Below are 17003 nucleotides of genomic sequence, written 5' to 3'. Positions count from 1 at the left end.
GGTTCCGGGCGCCACGACATTTCTTTAGCGTGGCGCTAAAGGGTGGGAGGAGGGCCGACGCCGTGATCGAGTTCCGGTTCGTCGTGGGCGACCTCGCCCGTACGTCCTTCGCGTACTCGCCCCTCCAAGAGGCCGTGTACTCGCTGCGCTGCTGGCGCGACCCCGCCCGCTACCCGCACCAGCGGCCCTGGCTGCGCCGACTGGCCCCGGCCTTCCGGCGCCTCGACACCGAACTGCTCGGCGCCCTCGTCGCACCGCATCTGTGGCTGCCGGACTACCTCACCCCGCGCCCGGAGCGCCCGCGCCCCGCGCTCGCCGGGCAGCTCGCCCGGATCCGTGGCGTGCCGCCCGAGACCCTGGAGTCCGAATTCACCGCCGCCTACGACACGGTGACGGGCCGTCTGCCGCAGGTGCTGCGCGAGGGGCTCGCCGACCCGGCCGCGTTCCGCCACCGTATCGCCGACGCGCTGGAGGCCTACTGGCACGAGTGCCTCGCCCCGGACTGGTGGCCGCGCGTGCAGTCCGTCCTGGAGGCCGACCTCACCTACCGCGGCAAGGTGCTCGCGGACGCGGGCGTGGGTGGCCTGTTCACCAGTCTCGACCGGCGGCTCTCCTGGGACGGCGACGTGCTCACCCTCGTCCAGACCGACAGCCTGCACACCTGGCCCGGGGCCGACATACGTATCGAGGGTCGCGGGCTCGTCCTCGTCCCCACGCTCTTCTGCCACGGCGCCCACACGATGATCGACCCCGAACTGCCGCCCCTGCTCAGCTATCCGGCCCGTGGCCGGGCCACCATCTCCGAGGCCCCGCCCCCGGCGACCAGCGAGGCCCTGACCCGACTGCTCGGCGCGGCCCGCGCCCGCATCCTGCGGCTCCTCGGGGAACCGGCGTCCACCACGGAACTCGCCCACCGCCTCGCCGTCACACCGGGCGCGGTCAGCCAGCACCTGTCGATCCTGTACGACGCCGGGCTGTTGCTGCGCACCCGCAGCGGCCGGAGCGTGCGCTATGTGCGCAGTGAGTTGGGTGAGCGGCTGTGCGGCTGAGCCGAGCGGCGGCTCAGGCGCCGACCGCCACCAACTCCCTTACGAGCGCGGTCTCGTAGCGTTCGGCCAGTACCCGCGCCACCTCCGGCGCGGGTCCCAGCACATCGGCGAGTACATCGGCATCGGCCGCGCCGGACACGATCCGGTCGGGGAGCCGGCCCGGCGCGAGGACATAGGGGGCGACCGCCACCCGTTCGCAGCCGAGCGCCCGCAGTTCGCGCACGGCGTCCTCCGTGCGCGGCAGGGATGCGGAGGCGAACGCAGGCCGCACGGCGCACCAACCGGTGTGCCGCCACTCCCGCGCGATTTCAGCGATCACTGCGATCGCCTCCGGGTCGGAGGAGCCCGCCGAGGCCAGGACGACCCCGGTCGTGGGCTTGTCGGCGGGGTGCAACCCCGCCTCGTAGAGGCGTCGTTCGAGGGCCGACACCAGGAGCGGGTCGGGGCCCAGGACCTCCGCCTGACGGATCCGCACGCCGCGCGGCGCCTCGCGCAGCACCGCGGGGATGTCCGTCTTCGCGTGGAAGGCGCGGGTCAGCAGGAGGGGGAGTGCCACCACATCGCGCACACCGTCCGCTGCCAGCGACTCCAACACCTCTTGTACGGAAGGGACGTTGAATTCCAGGAACGCCGTCTCCACCCGCACGCCGGGGCGCTGCGCCCGCACCTCGCCCATGAGGGCGTGCACGGTCGCGGCATGGCGCGGGTCGCGGCTGCCGTGGGCTATGACGAGGAGAACGGGTGCGGAGTTCATGATGCGCTCAGTTCCTGACGAGGGGGCCGGGGGCGCGGGGCACTGCCCCGGCCCCCGGGACCGTCGGGATCAGAAGTCCCAACCCTCCTCGTCCACGAGGGACTTGGGGTCATCGGCCGAGGCGAAGGACTCGCCGGCCATGCCGGCCGCGAGCGTCGTGCCGTCCGACGGGTCGATCAGCAGGAACGAGCCCGTGCGCCGCGAGTCCGCGTAGGAGTCGATGGCGAGCGCCTCGGCGAGCCGGACCTTCACCCGGCCGATGTCGTTGGCGACGAGCTGCCCCGGCTCCGGGTGCTGGGAGAGGTCGTCGAGCGTGAGCCGCGACGGGATCTCCTTGACGATCGCCTTGACCGTACGGGTGGTGTGCTTGAGCAGCACCCGCTGGCCGACGGTGAGCGGGGTGTCGGCCACGTGGCACACCGTCGCCTCGATGTCCTGCGAGGTGGCGGGCGCGTCATGGCTCGGCACGATCAGGTCGCCGCGCGAGATGTCGATGTCGTCCTCCAGGCGGAGGGTGATCGACTGCGGCGTCCAGGCGACGTCGACCTCCTTGCCGAGGAGGTCGATTCCGACGACCTTCGACGTGCGGCCGGACGGCAGCACGGTCACGGACTCGCCGACCCGGAACGTACCGGCCGCGATCTGACCCGCGTAGCCCCGGTAGTCCGGGTGCTCGGCGGTCTGCGGGCGGATCACGTACTGGACGGGCAGCCGCGCGTGGCAGCTGGTGAGGTCGTGGCTGACCGGCACCGTCTCCAGGTGCTCAAGGACCGTCGGGCCGCCGTACCAGTCCATGTTGGCGGACGGCTCCACGACGTTGTCGCCGGTGAGCGCCGAGATCGGGATGGCGGTGATCTCCGGCACGCCCAACTGGCCCGCGTACGCGGTGAATTCCTCGGCGATCTTCGCGAAGACCGTCTCCTCGAAGTCGACGAGGTCCATCTTGTTGACGGCGAGGACGACGTGCGGGACGCGCAGCAGCGCGGCGACGGCGGCGTGCCGGCGGGTCTGCTCGATGACGCCGTTGCGGGCGTCGACCAGGACCACGGCGAGGTCGGCGGTGGAGGCGCCGGTCACCATGTTCCGCGTGTACTGCACGTGGCCCGGGGTGTCCGCGAGGATGAAGCGGCGGCGCGGGGTCGCGAAGTAGCGGTAGGCGACGTCGATCGTGATGCCCTGCTCGCGCTCGGCGCGCAGGCCGTCGGTGAGCAGCGCGAGGTCCGGCTCGGCCGCGCCGCGCGAACGCGAGGCGAGCTCGACGGCCTCCAGCTGGTCGGTGAGGACCGACTTGGAGTCGTGCAGCAGGCGGCCGACGAGCGTGGACTTGCCGTCGTCGACCGAACCGGCCGTGGCGAACCGCAGCAGGGTCGTCGCCGAAAGCCCGGCCAGCTCTTCGGCGGCGGCGGAGGTGGTGGTGCTCATGTCTAGAAGTACCCTTCGCGCTTGCGGTCTTCCATCGCGGCCTCGGACATCTTGTCGTCGGCGCGGGTGGCGCCCCGCTCGGTGAGCCGGGACACGGCGATCTCCGCGATGACCTTGTCGATGGTCGTGGCGTCCGAGTCGACGGCGCCGGTGCAGGACATGTCGCCGACGGTGCGGTAGCGGACCTGCCGCGTCTCGACCGTCTCGTCGTCCTTCGGGCCGCCCCACTCGCCGGCGGTCAGCCACATGCCGCTGCGCTTGAAGACCGGGCGCTCGTGCGCGTAGTAGATCTGCGGCAGTTCGATGTTCTCGCGGGCGATGTACTGCCACACGTCCAGCTCGGTCCAGTTGGACAGCGGGAAGACGCGGACGTGCTCGCCGGGGGCGTGCTTGCCGTTGTAGAGCTGCCACAGCTCGGGGCGCTGACGGCGCGGGTCCCACTGCGAGAACTCGTCGCGCAGGGAGAACACGCGCTCCTTGGCGCGGGCCTTCTCCTCGTCGCGGCGGCCGCCGCCGAAGACGGCGTCGAACTTCTCCAGCTGGATCTTCTCGGTCAGCGGCACGGTCTGGAGCGGGTTACGGGTCCCGTCCGGACGCTCGCGCAGCTTGCCCGCGTCGATGTACTCCTGCACGGAGGCGACGTGCAGGCGAAGCCCGTGCTTCTCGACGGCGCGGTCGCGGTAGTCGAGTACCTCGGGGAAGTTGTGCCCGGTGTCCACGTGCAGAAGCGAGAAGGGGATCGCGGCCGGGGCGAACGCCTTCAGCGCCAGGTGCAGCATGACGATGGAGTCCTTGCCGCCGGAGAAGAGAATCACCGGCCGCTCGAACTCGCCCGCCACCTCGCGGAAGATGTGCACCGCCTCGGACTCAAGGGCGTCCAAGTGGCTCAGCGCGTAAGGGCTGTCGGTCTCCTCGGAGCCCTCGGAGACGGAAGAAGCTACGGTCGTCATGCGGCGAGACCCCTCTCGGTGAGCAGCGCACGGAGCGCTGCCGCGGACTCCTGCACGGTCTGGTTCTGCGAGTCGATGCGCAGGTCGGGCGATTCGGGTGCCTCGTACGGGTCGTCGACCCCGGTGAGGCCTGACAGCTCACCGGCGGCCTGCTTGGCGTACAGGCCCTTCACATCGCGTACGGAGCAGACGTCCACGGGCGTGGCCACGTGCACCTCCAGGTATCCGGTGCCGCCGGTCTGGTGGCGCTTGCGGACGGCCTCGCGGCTGTCCGCGTACGGCGCGATGACCGGGACGAGCGCCAACACGCCGTTACGGGCCAGGAGTTCGGCGACGTAGCCGATGCGCTGCACGTTCGTGTGCCGGTCCTCCCGGCTGAAGCCGAGGCCCGCCGAGAGGTACTCGCGGATCTCGTCGCCGTCCAGCACCTCGGCCTTGCGGCCCTCGGCGCGCAGCGTGTTCGCCAGCTCGTACGCGATGGTGGTCTTGCCGGCGCTCGGCAGACCCGTGAGCCAGATGGTGGCTCCGGTCACTTGGTTCTCCAAAGTCCGTGGTTCGTTCATGAGTTCAGGCCCGCCTAGCCGTGCAGTCCGCACTCGGTCTTGGCCTGGCCCGCCCACCGTCCGGCGCGCGCGTCCTCGCCCTCCAGGAGGCGGCGGGTGCACGGGGCGCAGCCCACGGAGCCGTAGCCGTCCATCAGGAGCGGGTTGGTGAGCACCCCGTGCTCGGCGACGTAGGCGTCGACGTCGTCCTGCGTCCAGCGGGCGATCGGCGAGACCTTGACCTTCTGCCGCTTCTCGTCCCAGCCGACGACCGGGGTGTTCGCGCGGGTCGGGGACTCGTCGCGGCGCAGGCCCGTGGCCCACGCGGCGTACGCGGCAAGACCCTCTTCCAGGGGCTTGACCTTGCGCATCGCGCAGCACAGGTCGGGGTCGCGGTCGTGCAGCTTCGGGCCGAACTCGGCGTCCTGCTCGGCGACCGTCTGCCGCGGGGTGAGCGTGATGACGTTGACGTCCATCACGGCCTCGACGGCGTCGCGCGTGCCGATCGTCTCCTCGAAGTGGTAGCCGGTGTCGAGGAACACGACGTCCACACCGGGCATCGCGCGGGAGGCGAGGTGGGCGACGACCGCGTCCTCCATGGACGAGGTCACGCAGAACTTCTTGCCGAAGGTGTTCGTCGCCCACTGGAGGATCTCCAGCGGGGAGGCGTCCTCCAGGTCACGCCCGGCCTGTTCGGCGAGCGCCTTCAACTCGTCCGTGTCCGTGGGGGCTTGAGCCGTGGTCATATCTGTTCCCCTCCACCGTCGTTGCGCTGAACCCCGCGGGCGAGCAGCCCACGGAACTTCAACGTGAAGGCTCGGTTGCAGGCCGCGCATTCCCAGGCGCCGTGGCCCTCTTCGCCGGGGCGAAGGTCCTCGTCGCCGCAGTACGGGCAGTAGAACGGGGCCGCGCGCTCACTCATGAGAGGGCCTCCGCTGACGCACGGGCCGCCCAGGTCGCGAACCGCTCGCCGTCCTCGCGCTCCGCCTCGTAGTTCTTGAGGACGCGCTCGATGTAGTCCGGCAGTTCGGCCGACGTGACCTTCAGGCCGCGCACCTTGCGGCCGAACCCGGCCTCCAGGCCGAGCGCGCCACCGAGGTGCACCTGGTAGCCCTCGACCTGGTTGCCGTCACCGTCGAGGACCAGCTGACCCTTGAGACCGATGTCCGCCACCTGGATACGGGCGCAGGCGTTCGGGCAGCCGTTGAGGTTGATGGTCAGCGGCTCCTCGAACTGCGGGAGGCGCTTCTCCAGCTCGTCGATCAGCTCCGAGCCGCGGGCCTTGGTCTCGACGATCGCGAGCTTGCAGAACTCGATGCCGGTGCAGGCCATCGTGCCGCGCCGGAACGGCGAGGGCTTGACCTGGAAGTCCAGGGCCTCCAGGCCGGCGACGAGCGAGTCGATCTGGTCCTCGGTGACATCGAGGATGATCATCTTCTGCTCGACGGTGGTGCGCAGCCGGTCCGAGCCGTGCTCGCCGGCCAGTTCGGCGATCTTGGCGAGCGTGGTGCCGTCGACCCGGCCGACGCGCGGCGCGAAGCCGACGTAGAAGCGGCCGTCCTTCTGCTGGTGGACGCCGATGTGGTCGCGCCACTTCTGCGAGGGCTCCGCGGGGGCGGGCCCGTCCACCAGCTTCCGCTTCAGGTACTCGTCCTCCAGGATCTGGCGGAACTTCTCCGGGCCCCAGTCGGCCATCAGGAACTTCAGACGGGCGCGGGTGCGCAGGCGGCGGTAGCCGTAGTCGCGGAAGATGCCGACCACGCCGGCCCAGACGTCCGGGACCTCGTCGAGCGGCACCCAGGCGCCGAGGCGCTGCGCGAGCTTGGGGTTGGTGGACAGGCCGCCGCCGACCCAGAGGTCGAAGCCGGGGCCGTGCTCCGGGTGCTCGACGCCGACGAAGGCGATGTCGTTGATCTCGTGGACCACATCCTGGACAGGGGAGCCCGAGATCGCGGTCTTGAACTTGCGCGGCAGGTTGGAGAATTCCTTGTTGCCGATGTAGCGGTCGTGGATCTCGTCCACGGCGGGGGTGCCGTCGATGATCTCGTCGGCGGCGATGCCGGCCACCGGGGAGCCGATGATCACTCGGGGGCAGTCGCCGCACGCCTCGGTCGTGGACAGGCCCACGGCCTCCAGCTTCTCCCAGATCGCCGGAACGTCCTCGATGCGGATCCAGTGCAGCTGGATGTTCTGCCGGTCGGTGATGTCGGCGGTGCCGCGCGCGTACTGCTCGGACACCTCGCCGATCGCCCGCAGCTGCGACACGGTCAGCCGGCCGCCGTCCACCCGCACCCGCAGCATGAAGTACTCGTCGTCCAGCTCCTCCGGCTCCAGGACGGCCGTCTTGCCGCCGTCGATGCCGGGCTTGCGCTGGGTGTAGAGACCCCACCACCGCATGCGTCCGCGCAGGTCCTGGGGGTCGATGGAGTCGAAGCCGCGCTTGGAGTAGATCGTCTCAATACGTGTCCGTACATTGAGACCGTCGTCGTCCTTCTTGAACTGCTCGTTGCCGTTGAGCGGAGTGAAGTGGCCCACGGCCCACTGGCCCTCGCCACGGTGACGGCTCACCTTGCGGCGGGGCGTGACAGGGGTAGGCGTATCCGGGGTGGCAGCCATGGAGAATCGTCCTTCAGGCAGGGCTTAGACGGCTTTATGCGGCTCTGACCTGCACACTTCGCGCAAGAGGCGCGGCGGTGCGCAGGAGGTCAGATATGGCGGGGGATCGGCGGAGCTGGAGAGATCAGCGCGCCGGACAGATGGCGCTGGACATGCGGCCGAAGTCGACGTGACGTCGACTCACCAAGGCGGTTCCAGCTGTAGACATGACGAAAGCGTGTCACGGGACTTTGGGCCCGGTCCACCATTGTCCGCGATCTGGACGAGATCGTCTCGAATCGCGGACAATAGTGGTGCCGGTCACAGTGCTGTCACAGTGCTGAGGAGTGGCTCGACGGGCGGGCGGGACGCGCTCAGGCGGCGGGAAAGGCCCCTGGCCAGGGGCCCGCGGTCGGAAGGTCCGGCTCCTCCTCGGTCGACGTGTGGAACACCTTGAAGCCACGCCGCTCGTAGTTGGCCATCGCGTGCTCGCCGTCCTTGCTGCAGGTGTGCAGCCACACCCGCTTCGTGGGCGTCCGCCCCGGCCACCGCTCGGCCAGGTCCCAGGCGCGCGCGACCGCGTACGACAGCAGGTGGCCGCCGATCCGGCGCCCGCGGAACGCCGGGATCAGGCCGAAGTAGACGACCTCCACCGCACCGTCGTCCTGCGCGTCCAGCTCCACGTAACCGGCGGGCGTGCCCTTGTCGTACGCGACCCAGGTCTCGGCACCCGGACGCGACAGCTGCTCCTGCCACTGCGCGTAGGTCCAGCCGAGCCGGTCGAGCCAGCGGATGTCGCTGCCCACGGACGCGTACAGGAACCGGCTGAACTCCGGGGAGGGGATCTCGGCGCGGGCGATGCGCACGCCGTCGCCCTCGGGCGGGGTCGCGGGACGCAGGTCGGAGGGCGCGGTCTGCTCCAGCGACCACGTGGTGACGGTGAGGGTGTTGCTGCTCATGCGGCTCATCGGATCACGGCCGACGCGCTCTGGCCAAGGCCGTTCGGGATGCGGGAAGATCCGGCAGCGCGTAGCAGTGCCACCCCCCGCATCCGTACCAGCCCAGCCGGAGGTTGTACCGATGTCACGTCGTCTCTCCCGTGGTGCGCTCGCCGCTGCCACCCTCACCGTCGCCCTCGCCACGCTCGCGACCCCCGCCCTCGCGGCGCCCGCGACGGCACAGGCCCGGATCTTCATGGTCAACCCGGTCCAGTCCTCGGGCGACCAGTCCCTCACCGACGCCAAGGACTCCGCGACGGCGGTCCCGACCGCCCAGTACGCGACGGCCGCGCTGCGCAATCTCGACGGGAGCGGGGGACTGTCCGGAAAGTGGGCGGTCATCAGATCGGAGACCGGAGCGGCCGCCAAGGTCGCCGACGCCGGTGCCTACACCCGCCACGACGACCAGTTCGAGCAGGTGATGGCCTACTTCTGGGTCAACGAGGCGCAGGAGTACCTGCAGTCCCTCGGCTTCGGCAGCGAACTGCCCGGCGCCAACGACCGGGCCCAGCCCGTCCGCATCAACCAGTGGGGCGCCGATAACTCCTTCTTCACCGACAAGAAGGCCGAGATCCGCTTCGGCAAGGGCGGCGTCGACGATGCGGAGGACGCGGAGGTCGTCGTGCACGAGTACGGGCACGCCGTGCACAACGCCCAAGTCCCCGGCTTCGGCACCTCGTTGGAGGCCGGCTCCATCGGCGAGGCGTTCGGCGACTACCTCGCCGTGGAGGTCGGCGCCGCCGCCGACGCCCGGTACGGCTGGCCGATGCGGACGGACCTGGCGTGTGTCGCCGACTGGGACTCCGTCTCGTACACGTCCTCGACCCCGCACTGCCTGCGCCGCGTCGACACCGACAAGACGTACGCGGACCGGGTGGGCGAGGTGCACGCCGACGGCGAGATCTGGTCGCGCGCCCTGTACGACATCCGCCGCGCCCTCGGAGCCCGCACGGCCGACCGGATCATCGTGAACGCCCAGTTCGACTTCGCCCCCGACACCGGCTTCTCCGCGGCGGCGAAGGCGACGGTCGCGACGGCGCGGGAGATGTACGGGGCGGGGGCGGAGACCGCGGTGCGCAAGGCCTTCGCGGACCGGGGGATCCCCGGAAGCTAGGACCTGTCGCCGCTCCGGTCCCGGCCGAGGCGCCCGGGCCACCAGGACTTCGGGCCGATGTCCCGGACCAGCGCCGGGACCAGGAGCGAGCGTACGACCAGGGTGTCGAGCAGGACACCGAAGGCCACGATGAACGCGATCTGCACCAGGAAGGCGAGCGGGATCACGCCGAGCGCGGCGAACGTCGCGGCCAGCACGACACCGGCCGACGTGATCACGCCGCCCGTCGCGACGAGCGCCCGCAGGATCCCGTCCCGCACCCCGTGCTCCAGGGACTCCTCGCGGGCCCTCGACATCAGGAAGATGTTGTAGTCCACGCCGAGCGCGACCAGGAACACGAACCCGTACAGCGGCACGGACGCGTCGGTACCGCTGAAGCCGAACACGTGCTCAAAGACAAGCGCCGAAATGCCCAGCGTCGCAACGAAGTTGAGCGCCACCGTCGCCACCAGGATCAGCGGCATCATCAGCGAACGCAGCAGCCCGATGAGGATCACCAGGATGATGGCGAGGACCACGGGAACGATCAGCGTGCGGTCGCGTTCGGCGGTGTGCTGGGTGTCGTACTGCTGCGCGGTGTAGCCGCCGACGAGGGCGTCGGCTCCGTCGATGGCGTGCAGGGTCGTGCGGAGCCGGACGGCCGTGTCCTTGGCGGCGTCGCTGTCGGCCGGGTCCTTCAGCGTCACGTCGACGCGCACCTTGCCGTCCACAACGCGGGCGGGACCGCCGCCGGGCCGCCCCTGCGCGTCGAGGACGGCGGCGCCCGCGACACCGTCGACCTTCTCGGCCCGCGCGACGACCTCGTCCTGGTGCCCCGCGTCCGCGATCACCCGGGCCGGGTTGCCGGAGCCGCCGGGGAAGTGCCCGGCCAACGTGGCCTGCGCGGCGACCGAGGGTGCGTCGTTGACGAAGATCTCGTCGAGCGGAACGCCCTTGGAGTCGAGGGCGGGGGCGAAGGCCGCGCACGCCAGCAGGCCGGCGAGGGCGATCGCCCAGATCTTGCGCGGCGCCCGCTCCACCGCCCGCGCGACCCGCCGCCACACGCCGTGCCCCGCGCCCGAGCCGTCATCGGTCCGCACCTTCGCGGGCCAGTACGCGGCGCCGCCCAGCAGCACCAGGGCGGCGGGCAGGAACGTGAGGGTGCTCAGGACGGCGCAGGCGATGCCGATGGCGCCGACCGGGCCGAGCGCCCGGTTGTTGGTGAGGTCGCTGAGCAGCAGGGCGAGCAGGCCGAGGGCGACGGTGGCGGCGCTGGCCACGATCGCCCCGGAGGAGCGGCGCAGCGCGGCCCGCATCGCGGCGAACCGGTGGGTGCCCGAGGCGAGTTCCTCGCGATAGCGGGCGGTGAGCAACAGCGCGTAGTCGGTCGCGGCGCCGATGACCAGGATCGACAGGATGCCCTGCACCTGGCCGTCGACGCGTACGACGTCGTGGTCGGCCAGGGCGTAGACGACGGCGCAGGCGGCGCCGAGGGCGAGCACCGCCCCGATGATGATCACGAAGGGGAGCAGCACGCTGCGGTAGACCAGGATCAGGATCACCAGGACCGCCACCAGCGCGACCGACAGGAGCAGCCCGTCGATCCCGGCGAAGGCGTCGGACAGATCGGCCTGGCTCGCCGCGGGGCCCGCGACGGCGACCGTCGTGCCCGGCACCTTGGACGCCGCGGACTCGATCACGTCGAGCGTCGGGGCGAGTTCGTCCCCCAGGTCGGGGCGGAGCTGCACGACCCCCTGGAGGGCCTCGCCGTCGTCCGACGGCAGGGCGGGCGAGGCCTGTCCCACGATGCCGGGCTCGACCTTCAGCGCGGTCAACGCGCGGGTGGCGGCGGCCTGTTGGCCGTCGGCTATGCGGCCCCCGCCGTCGGCGGTCCACACGACCACCGCGGGGAGCGTCTCGTCCTCGCTGAAGGCGCGCTGCGCGTCGAGCACGCGGGTGGACTCCGCGTTGCGCGGCAGGAAGGCCGCCTGGTCGTTGGTGGCGACCTCGCCGAGCTTTCCGGCGTACGGACCGAGCGTGCCGCCGATGGCGAGCCAGCCGAAGAGCAGGACGATCGGCACGAGCCAGCGGGCGCGTCGGTGGGTGCGGGGCATGGGTCTCCCAAGGAAGGCGGCCGGACAATCTCAATCAGAAAGTATCTCAATGATTGAGTTAACTGGGATGGTGGCATACGTCGTTCCTTCTCTCGGAGCCGGGCCCCTGGATGCGGCCGGTAGGGTCCGGTGGGGCCCGGCAGGGCCTACGCCCGAGGGCTCTTCACCGCGGCGAGCTCCTCGTTCAGCGACCCCAGGAACCGCACCACCACGTCCAGTTCCGCCGCGCTGAACTCGCCGCGCACCCGGTCGGCCGCCTCGGCGAGCGGCCCGAAGTACTTGCGCGCCTGCGCCTGCGCCCCCGGCACGTACTGCAGGTGCACCACCCGCCGGTCCACGCTCTCCCGCACCCGCCGCAGATGACCGGCGCGCTCAAGCCGGTCCACGCAGGCGCTCACCGCGCCCGACGTCAGGCCGAGGCGGCGGCGCAGCACGCTCGGGGTGACGGGTTCCGTGGAGTCCAGGACGACGGCGAGCGCATGTACGTCCGTCGGGTGCAGGCCCTGGCCGGTGGCGAAGCTGTGCACCACGCGCGCGATCTCCCCGTTGAGGCGGCGCAGCTCCACCCCGAGATGCCGGAGGTCCGACGGCGCGGACGCGGCCCCTTCGCCGGTCTCCCCGGTCTGTCCACCCACGCCCACCACGACTTCTCTTCCACTTGAATCTGTACGAGGGTGCGCCAGCTTACTCGGGCCGCAGGTCGGGGCGGCGGATGACGTCCAGCGGCGCCCGGCGCCACGGGCTCTTGCGGTTCGCCGGGTCGAGCAGGGACTTCACGTGCGCGTCCGCGACGTCCCGCGGGGCGAGCAGCGACTCGGAGGGCGTCCCCTGCGCGCCCTCGCGCCAGACCGAGAGGCCGAGGAGGTAGTGGTCGGCGTACTCCTGCCACGTGTTGTACGTGCGCGCCACCTGCGGCACCACGTTCTTCAGCAGGTTCCACGCGTCCGCCTCGGAGAGCAGCCCGGCGGCGAAGCCGCACCGCGCGGCGTCCGCGTACAGGGCGATGTCCCAGGCCAGCGGCTCCACGCCGAGCCGGGCGCGGGCCCGCTCCCGGAACCCGGACCGCGCCAGCGTGCCGAGCCGCCCGAGCAGTTCGTCGCGCGTACCGGTCTCCCACTGCCCGGCCAGCAGACGCCGCGCCTTGTCGTCGTCGACGCGGGTGAACGGGTAGAGCGTGGTGCGCGACGCGCCCTTGCCCGGCCGCACGGGGGCGCTCAGCGACACCATCCAGAGCTGGTGCGGGGTGAGGGGCGTCCGATATACGCGCTGTGTCCTCGGCTTGATGAGTGTGAAGACCATGGGCGCGGACTGTACCGAAGGCGTGGGTATTTAAGCCCCTGCGGCGATTGAGCAGCGGGGCCCGGGGCAGAGCCCCGCAACGTAGGCCCGCCCGACCGCAACAAAATCACCGCCGCGCCAACCGCACCGCCAGCTCGAACGCATTCCGCACAGACCCCGTATTCGCAGCCCCCCGCCCCACCAGGTCAAACGCAGTGCCATGCGCAGGCGTACAGATCGGAATCGGCAGCCCGCCCGCGATGGTCACACCCCCGTCGAAGCCCATCAGCTTCATCGCGATCTGCCCCTGGTCGTGGTACATCGTCAGCACCCCGTCGAACTCCCCGGCGCGCGCCTTCAGGAAGATTGTGTCGGAGGGGAAGGGGCCGCTCAGGTCGAGACCCGCCTCGCGCAGGCCGGTGATCGCGGGCGTGATGATGTCGAGTTCGTGGCGGCCGAAGTGGCCGTTCTCGCCCGCGTGCGGATTGAGCGCGCACACCCCGATGCGGGGCGCATCGACGCCCGCGCCGCGCAGCACCCGGTCCAGGAGCCGGCCCGCGGCCGTCACCCGCTCGTAGGTGATCCCGGCGGCGACGTCCGCGATGGAGACGTGCGAGGTGACGCGCGCGGTCCACAGGCCGGGCACCACGTTCAGCTCGGAGGTGAAGGAGTCGACGCCCAACTCCTCCTCGAACCACCGCAGTTCATCGCTCTGCGTCATCCCGGCCAGATGCAGCGAGGACTTGTTGAGCGGGGCGAACAGTATCGCGCCGACCTCGCCCGTGCGCGCCAGGTCGAGCCCGGTCCGCAGGCGGTCGAGCGCCCAGCGCCCGCCCTCCGCCGTCGCCGCCTTGCGCTGGAAGCCGCCGCCCGGGCGTTCGGGCGCGGGGCCGGGGTGCAGCAACTCCCGTGCCCAGTCCAGGTCCACGCCCGCGTCCTCGCCCGCCGAGTGCAGCTCCTCCTCGTCGGCGAGGAGGACGAGGTCGGCGGATTCGCGGGTCTTCGGGTCGGCGAGGAGGCGGGCGACCAGCTCGGGCCCGATCCCGGCCGGGTCGCCGAACGTGACGGCCACGCGGGGGAGTTCGGGGGACTGCTCGACAAGATGCGTACTCATGGTGTCTTCTCCGGGGTCTTGGGTGCGGGGGCCTCGGCGGCCTCGGTGGCGGTACGGGCGCGGCGCAGCCTGCGGGTCACCGGCGGACCTGCCACCAGCACCACGGCGAGCGCCAGGATCGTCACCGCGGCCGGGCTGCGCAGGATGAGAGCTGAGTCCTCGCCCGAGAGGGCCGACGTCTGCACCAGCGCCTTCTCGAACAGCGGGCCGATGACCAGGCCGAGGACGAGCGGGGCCACGGGGAAGTTCAGCCGCTTCATCGCGTAGCCGACGAGTCCGAAGAACAGCACGATCCAGATGCTGAACATGCTGTTCTTCACCGAGTACGCGCCGATCAGCGAGGTCACGATGATCAGCGGGTACAGGAACGCGTAGCGCACGCGCAGGAGTTGGGCGAAGACCGGCGCGAGCGGCAGGTTGAGGATCAGTAGCAGGAGGTTGCCGATGAAGAAGGAGACCAGCAGGCCCCACACCAGCTCCGGCTGGTTCTCGAAGAGCAGCGGGCCCGGCTGGATGCCGTAGACGAGGAACGCGCCGAGCAGGACCGCCGTCGTCGCGCCGCCGGGGACGCCGAGGACGAGGGTCGGCACGAAGTTGGCGTTGGAGGCGGAGTTCGTGGCCGCGTCCGGGGCGACGACGCCCTCGATGGCGCCCGTGCCGAGTTCCTTGCGGTTGCGGGAGAACCGCTTCTCCGCCCCGTACGCCATGAACGAGGCGAGCGTCGTGCCCGCGCCCGGCAGGCAGCCGAGGAGGAAGCCGAGGACGGTGCCGCGCGCGGTCGGGGCGGCCGCGCGCTTGAGGTCCTCCTTGGTGAGGAGGAGATCGCGGAAGCGGGCGCGGATCGGCTCGGCCATGCCGATGTGCAGCTGGTTGAGCAGCTCGCCGATCGCGAAGAGGCCGATCATGACCTCGACGAACGGGATGCCGCCGAACAGGTCGATCTGCCCGAACGTGTAGCGGGGCGTGCCGCTGCCGCCGTCCACGCCGACGCAGCCGATGAGCACCCCGGTGAGGCCGAGCGCCATGCCGAGCAGCAGATTGCGGCCCGAGAAGACGACGATCGTGCACAGGCCCAGGATCATCACGGCGAGCATCTCCGGCGGCCCGAAGTCGAGCGCCAGGTTCGCGAAGAACGGGGCCACCGCCATCAGCGCGACCAGCGACACCATCGCCGAGACGAACGCGCCGAGCGCCGAGATGGCGAGCGCGGGCCCGGCTCTCCCGGCCCGCGCCATCCGATAGCCGTCGAGGGTGCTGACCACCGAGGACGCCTCGCCGGGTGTGGCGATGAGGATCGCGGTGATCGTGGCCCCGAACTGGGCACCGTGGTAGATACCCGCCAGCATGATCAGCGCGGTGAGCGGCGAGAAGGTGAGCGTGACGGGGATGAGAATGGCCACGCCGGTCGCCGAGCCGAGCCCCGGCAGAATCCCGATGACGGTGCCGAGCAGCACACCGACGAAGCACCAGAGCACATTCTCCGGGCTGAGCGCGGCACCGAATCCGGTGACGAGATGGTCGATCACAGCTGGCTCCAGACGGCGGGGTCGAAGAGACCGAACGGCAGCGGAATGCTGAGGATCGTGATGAACAGCAGATAGGACACCGCGAACACGAGAGCCGCCACGAGCACACTGCGCGCGAGCGGCTGGCGCTCCACCACTGCCGTGAGGAACAGGGTCATCAGGGTCAGCGCGGGCAGCAGCCCGAGGAACGGCACGAGCAGCGCGGTGACCACCATCGTCACCACGACCACGATCAGCTTCGTGCGGACCCGCCGCGCCTCATCGGCGCCGATCTCGGCTGCCTCCTCGACATGTCCGTCGCCCTCCAACACCGAGCCCGTACGCAGTTCCTGACGCATCAGCAGCAGTCCGAGGACGGCGAGCAGCAGGCCCGCCGTGCGTGGCATCACGCCCGCGCCGATGGTGCCGTCCTCCGGCTGCGTCCACGGGTAGGCGAAGGAGCCCGCGAAGAACAGGGTGCCGAGCGCGGTCAGCGCGCCGTACGCGAGGAGGACCGGGCGGCGCGCCCTTGAAGGAGTGGGAGTGGTCGCTTGAGTCACTTGAGGTCCTCCTTCACCCGGGCGTCGTACCGCTTGAGATACGCGGCGAACTCCGGGCCGCTGCGGTGCGCGGGCGTGAGCATGTCGGCCTTCAGGTACTCGTGGTACGCCTTCGACCTCATGGCCCGCTCCAGCGACCTGATCCAGTACCTGCGCTGTACGTCGTCGATCCCGGCTGGCGCGAACACCCCGCGCCACAGGGTGACTTCGGCGTCGAGTCCCTGCTCCTTGGCGGTCGGGACCTTGCCGAGGACCGGATCGTCGTAGCGCTTCGCGGTCATGGTGCACAGCGCCTTCATGTCACCGCTCTGCAGATACGGCTTCGCCGACGAGGCGCTGGAGGGCGCGATGTCGATCTGCTTGCCGAGCAGCCCGGTCAGCACCTCGCCGGTCGACCCGTAGGGCACGACCCCGAACTTCCCGCCCTGCTTCTTGAACTTGCCGATCACCAGCGCGTCCGCGCCCGTCTTGCCGCTGGACCCGGTGACGACACGCTTCTCGCGCGCGGCCCGCGCCACGTCCGGGCAGGTTTTGTACGGGGAGTCCTTGCGGGCCACGACGATCCGGGAGTCCTGCGCGAACATCATCAGCGGCGTGAACGACTTGTACGTGAACGGCACGTCGTAGACCAGCGGGAGCGTGTTGAGGGCGCCCTCCGCGACGAGCAGGGCGTTGCCGTTCCCCTCCTCGGCGAGGAAGCCGGCCCAGCCGACGGCGCCCGAACCGCCTTCCTTGTTCTCGACGTTGACGTGGTAGCCGCCGTCGAGCTCGTTCAGCCCCTGGGCCATCACGCGCGCCGAGCGGTCGCTGCCGCCGCCCGGCGCGAACGCGACGAGAGCGGAGACCGAACCGCGCGGGTGCCAGTCCTTCGGCACCTCTGGGGTGGCGTTGAGCAAGGTGCACGAGGTGAGTGCGGTGACCAATGCCGTGGCTCCGGCGAGGCGGCGTACCGCACGCAGTGGTGACGTCATCGTCGACCTTCCTGCGGATCCGAGATCCTATGGGATATGGCCGTGACCGTAGGTGCGC

Annotated in this window: 17 protein-coding genes; 2 read left to right on the top strand and 15 right to left on the bottom strand. The window is 70.8% G+C overall.

The genetic code is table 11. The features are described from left to right. Positions 1-62 precede the first annotated feature (62 nt). On the top strand, positions 63-1049 hold the full coding sequence (locus OKJ99_RS17035; RefSeq protein ID WP_326017149.1) for an ArsR/SmtB family transcription factor: 987 nt from the start codon (positions 63-65) through the stop codon (positions 1047-1049). A 13-nt stretch (positions 1050-1062) separates the two neighbouring features. On the opposite strand, the gene OKJ99_RS17030 is transcribed toward OKJ99_RS17035, so the two are convergent. The 8 genes from OKJ99_RS17030 to OKJ99_RS16995 all read right to left on the bottom strand — a co-directional run bounded on the left by OKJ99_RS17030 (position 1063) and on the right by OKJ99_RS16995 (position 8271). Further along, positions 1063-1803, bottom strand: coding sequence for a sirohydrochlorin chelatase (locus OKJ99_RS17030; protein ID WP_326017147.1), 741 nt, complete (start codon positions 1801-1803; stop codon positions 1063-1065). A gap of 69 nt (positions 1804-1872) precedes the next feature. Continuing rightward, the gene (locus tag OKJ99_RS17025; protein WP_326017145.1) at positions 1873-3225 is read right to left on the bottom strand and encodes a sulfate adenylyltransferase subunit 1; all 1353 of its coding nucleotides are present in this window, start codon (positions 3223-3225) and stop codon (positions 1873-1875) included. Between the two features lie 2 nt (positions 3226-3227). Beyond that, a complete protein-coding gene (cysD, locus tag OKJ99_RS17020; RefSeq protein WP_326017143.1) occupies positions 3228-4175 on the bottom strand; it encodes a sulfate adenylyltransferase subunit CysD in 948 nt (315 codons plus the stop codon). Further along, a complete protein-coding gene (gene cysC / locus OKJ99_RS17015; protein ID WP_326017142.1) occupies positions 4172-4738 on the bottom strand; it encodes an adenylyl-sulfate kinase in 567 nt (188 codons plus the stop codon). The genes cysD and cysC overlap by 4 nt, the downstream gene beginning before the upstream one ends. A 14-nt stretch (positions 4739-4752) precedes the next feature. Continuing rightward, positions 4753-5463: a phosphoadenylyl-sulfate reductase gene (locus OKJ99_RS17010; protein ID WP_326017140.1), complete on the bottom strand. Its 711-nt coding sequence runs from the start codon at positions 5461-5463 to the stop codon at positions 4753-4755. Further along, positions 5460-5639, bottom strand: coding sequence for a hypothetical protein (locus OKJ99_RS17005; protein ID WP_326017139.1), 180 nt, complete (start codon positions 5637-5639; stop codon positions 5460-5462). Before OKJ99_RS17005 ends, OKJ99_RS17010 begins: the two co-directional genes overlap by 4 nt. After that, complete coding sequence (locus tag OKJ99_RS17000) at positions 5636-7333, bottom strand: nitrite/sulfite reductase (RefSeq protein WP_326017137.1); 1698 nt, start codon at positions 7331-7333, stop codon at positions 5636-5638. The genes OKJ99_RS17005 and OKJ99_RS17000 overlap by 4 nt, the downstream gene beginning before the upstream one ends. A gap of 353 nt (positions 7334-7686) precedes the next feature. After that, a complete protein-coding gene (locus OKJ99_RS16995) occupies positions 7687-8271 on the bottom strand; it encodes a GNAT family N-acetyltransferase (RefSeq protein ID WP_326017135.1) in 585 nt (194 codons plus the stop codon). Between the two features lie 121 nt (positions 8272-8392). On the opposite strand from OKJ99_RS16995, the gene OKJ99_RS16990 reads away from it, so the two are divergent. Further along, complete coding sequence (locus OKJ99_RS16990; RefSeq protein ID WP_326017133.1) at positions 8393-9424, top strand: M4 family metallopeptidase; 1032 nt, start codon at positions 8393-8395, stop codon at positions 9422-9424. On the opposite strand, the gene OKJ99_RS16985 is transcribed toward OKJ99_RS16990, so the two are convergent. The 7 genes from OKJ99_RS16985 to OKJ99_RS16955 form a co-directional block, all read right to left on the bottom strand. Next, positions 9421-11517 carry an MMPL family transporter gene (locus OKJ99_RS16985; RefSeq protein ID WP_326017131.1) on the bottom strand — a complete coding sequence of 699 codons (2097 nt, stop codon included), beginning with the start codon at positions 11515-11517 and terminating at the stop codon, positions 9421-9423. The two genes, OKJ99_RS16990 and OKJ99_RS16985, sit on opposite strands and share 4 nt — an antisense overlap. 146 nt (positions 11518-11663) lie before the next feature. After that, entirely contained in the window at positions 11664-12152 is a 489-nt protein-coding gene (locus tag OKJ99_RS16980; protein ID WP_407700713.1) for a MarR family winged helix-turn-helix transcriptional regulator, read from the bottom strand. 49 nt (positions 12153-12201) lie between these two features. After that, positions 12202-12816 (bottom strand): DUF1266 domain-containing protein, encoded by a 615-nt coding sequence (locus OKJ99_RS16975; RefSeq protein WP_326017128.1) that lies wholly within the window; start codon positions 12814-12816, stop codon positions 12202-12204. A 106-nt stretch (positions 12817-12922) separates the two neighbouring features. After that, complete coding sequence (locus tag OKJ99_RS16970) at positions 12923-13909, bottom strand: 4-hydroxythreonine-4-phosphate dehydrogenase PdxA (protein WP_326017126.1); 987 nt, start codon at positions 13907-13909, stop codon at positions 12923-12925. Further along, positions 13906-15435 (bottom strand): tripartite tricarboxylate transporter permease, encoded by a 1530-nt coding sequence (locus OKJ99_RS16965; RefSeq protein WP_326017124.1) that lies wholly within the window; start codon positions 15433-15435, stop codon positions 13906-13908. Before OKJ99_RS16965 ends, OKJ99_RS16970 begins: the two co-directional genes overlap by 4 nt. Then, positions 15432-15974: a tripartite tricarboxylate transporter TctB family protein gene (locus tag OKJ99_RS16960; RefSeq protein WP_326017122.1), complete on the bottom strand. Its 543-nt coding sequence runs from the start codon at positions 15972-15974 to the stop codon at positions 15432-15434. The genes OKJ99_RS16965 and OKJ99_RS16960 overlap by 4 nt, the downstream gene beginning before the upstream one ends. Then, positions 15971-16945, bottom strand: a complete 975-nt coding sequence (locus OKJ99_RS16955; protein ID WP_326017120.1) for a tripartite tricarboxylate transporter substrate binding protein — start codon at positions 16943-16945, stop codon at positions 15971-15973. Before OKJ99_RS16955 ends, OKJ99_RS16960 begins: the two co-directional genes overlap by 4 nt. Positions 16946-17003 lie beyond the last annotated feature (58 nt).

The organism is Streptomyces endophyticus (assembly GCF_035798155.1).
In the GTDB taxonomy this organism is placed as follows: Bacteria; Actinomycetota; Actinomycetes; order Streptomycetales; family Streptomycetaceae; genus Streptomyces; species Streptomyces endophyticus.
Note: the sequence above shows the minus strand (reverse complement) of the source record. Positions and strands in the feature narration are given on the sequence as shown.

Bases quoted from the DNA above. Each gene is read 5' to 3' on its own strand.
- OKJ99_RS17030 (WP_326017147.1), bottom strand. From the start codon at position 1,803: ATGAACTCCGCACCCGTTCTCCTCGTCATAGCCCACGGCAGCCGCGAC.
- OKJ99_RS17025 (WP_326017145.1), bottom strand. From the start codon at position 3,225: ATGAGCACCACCACCTCCGCCGCCGCCGAAGAGCTGGCCGGGCTTTCG.
- cysD (WP_326017143.1), bottom strand. From the start codon at position 4,175: ATGACGACCGTAGCTTCTTCCGTCTCCGAGGGCTCCGAGGAGACCGAC.
- cysC (WP_326017142.1), bottom strand. From the start codon at position 4,738: ATGAACGAACCACGGACTTTGGAGAACCAAGTGACCGGAGCCACCATC.
- OKJ99_RS17010 (WP_326017140.1), bottom strand. From the start codon at position 5,463: ATGACCACGGCTCAAGCCCCCACGGACACGGACGAGTTGAAGGCGCTC.
- OKJ99_RS17005 (WP_326017139.1), bottom strand. From the start codon at position 5,639: ATGAGTGAGCGCGCGGCCCCGTTCTACTGCCCGTACTGCGGCGACGAG.
- OKJ99_RS17000 (WP_326017137.1), bottom strand. From the start codon at position 7,333: ATGGCTGCCACCCCGGATACGCCTACCCCTGTCACGCCCCGCCGCAAG.
- OKJ99_RS16995 (WP_326017135.1), bottom strand. From the start codon at position 8,271: ATGAGCAGCAACACCCTCACCGTCACCACGTGGTCGCTGGAGCAGACC.
- OKJ99_RS16990 (WP_326017133.1), top strand. From the start codon at position 8,393: ATGTCACGTCGTCTCTCCCGTGGTGCGCTCGCCGCTGCCACCCTCACC.
- OKJ99_RS16985 (WP_326017131.1), bottom strand. From the start codon at position 11,517: ATGCCCCGCACCCACCGACGCGCCCGCTGGCTCGTGCCGATCGTCCTG.
- OKJ99_RS16975 (WP_326017128.1), bottom strand. From the start codon at position 12,816: ATGGTCTTCACACTCATCAAGCCGAGGACACAGCGCGTATATCGGACG.
- OKJ99_RS16970 (WP_326017126.1), bottom strand. From the start codon at position 13,909: ATGAGTACGCATCTTGTCGAGCAGTCCCCCGAACTCCCCCGCGTGGCC.
- OKJ99_RS16955 (WP_326017120.1), bottom strand. From the start codon at position 16,945: ATGACGTCACCACTGCGTGCGGTACGCCGCCTCGCCGGAGCCACGGCA.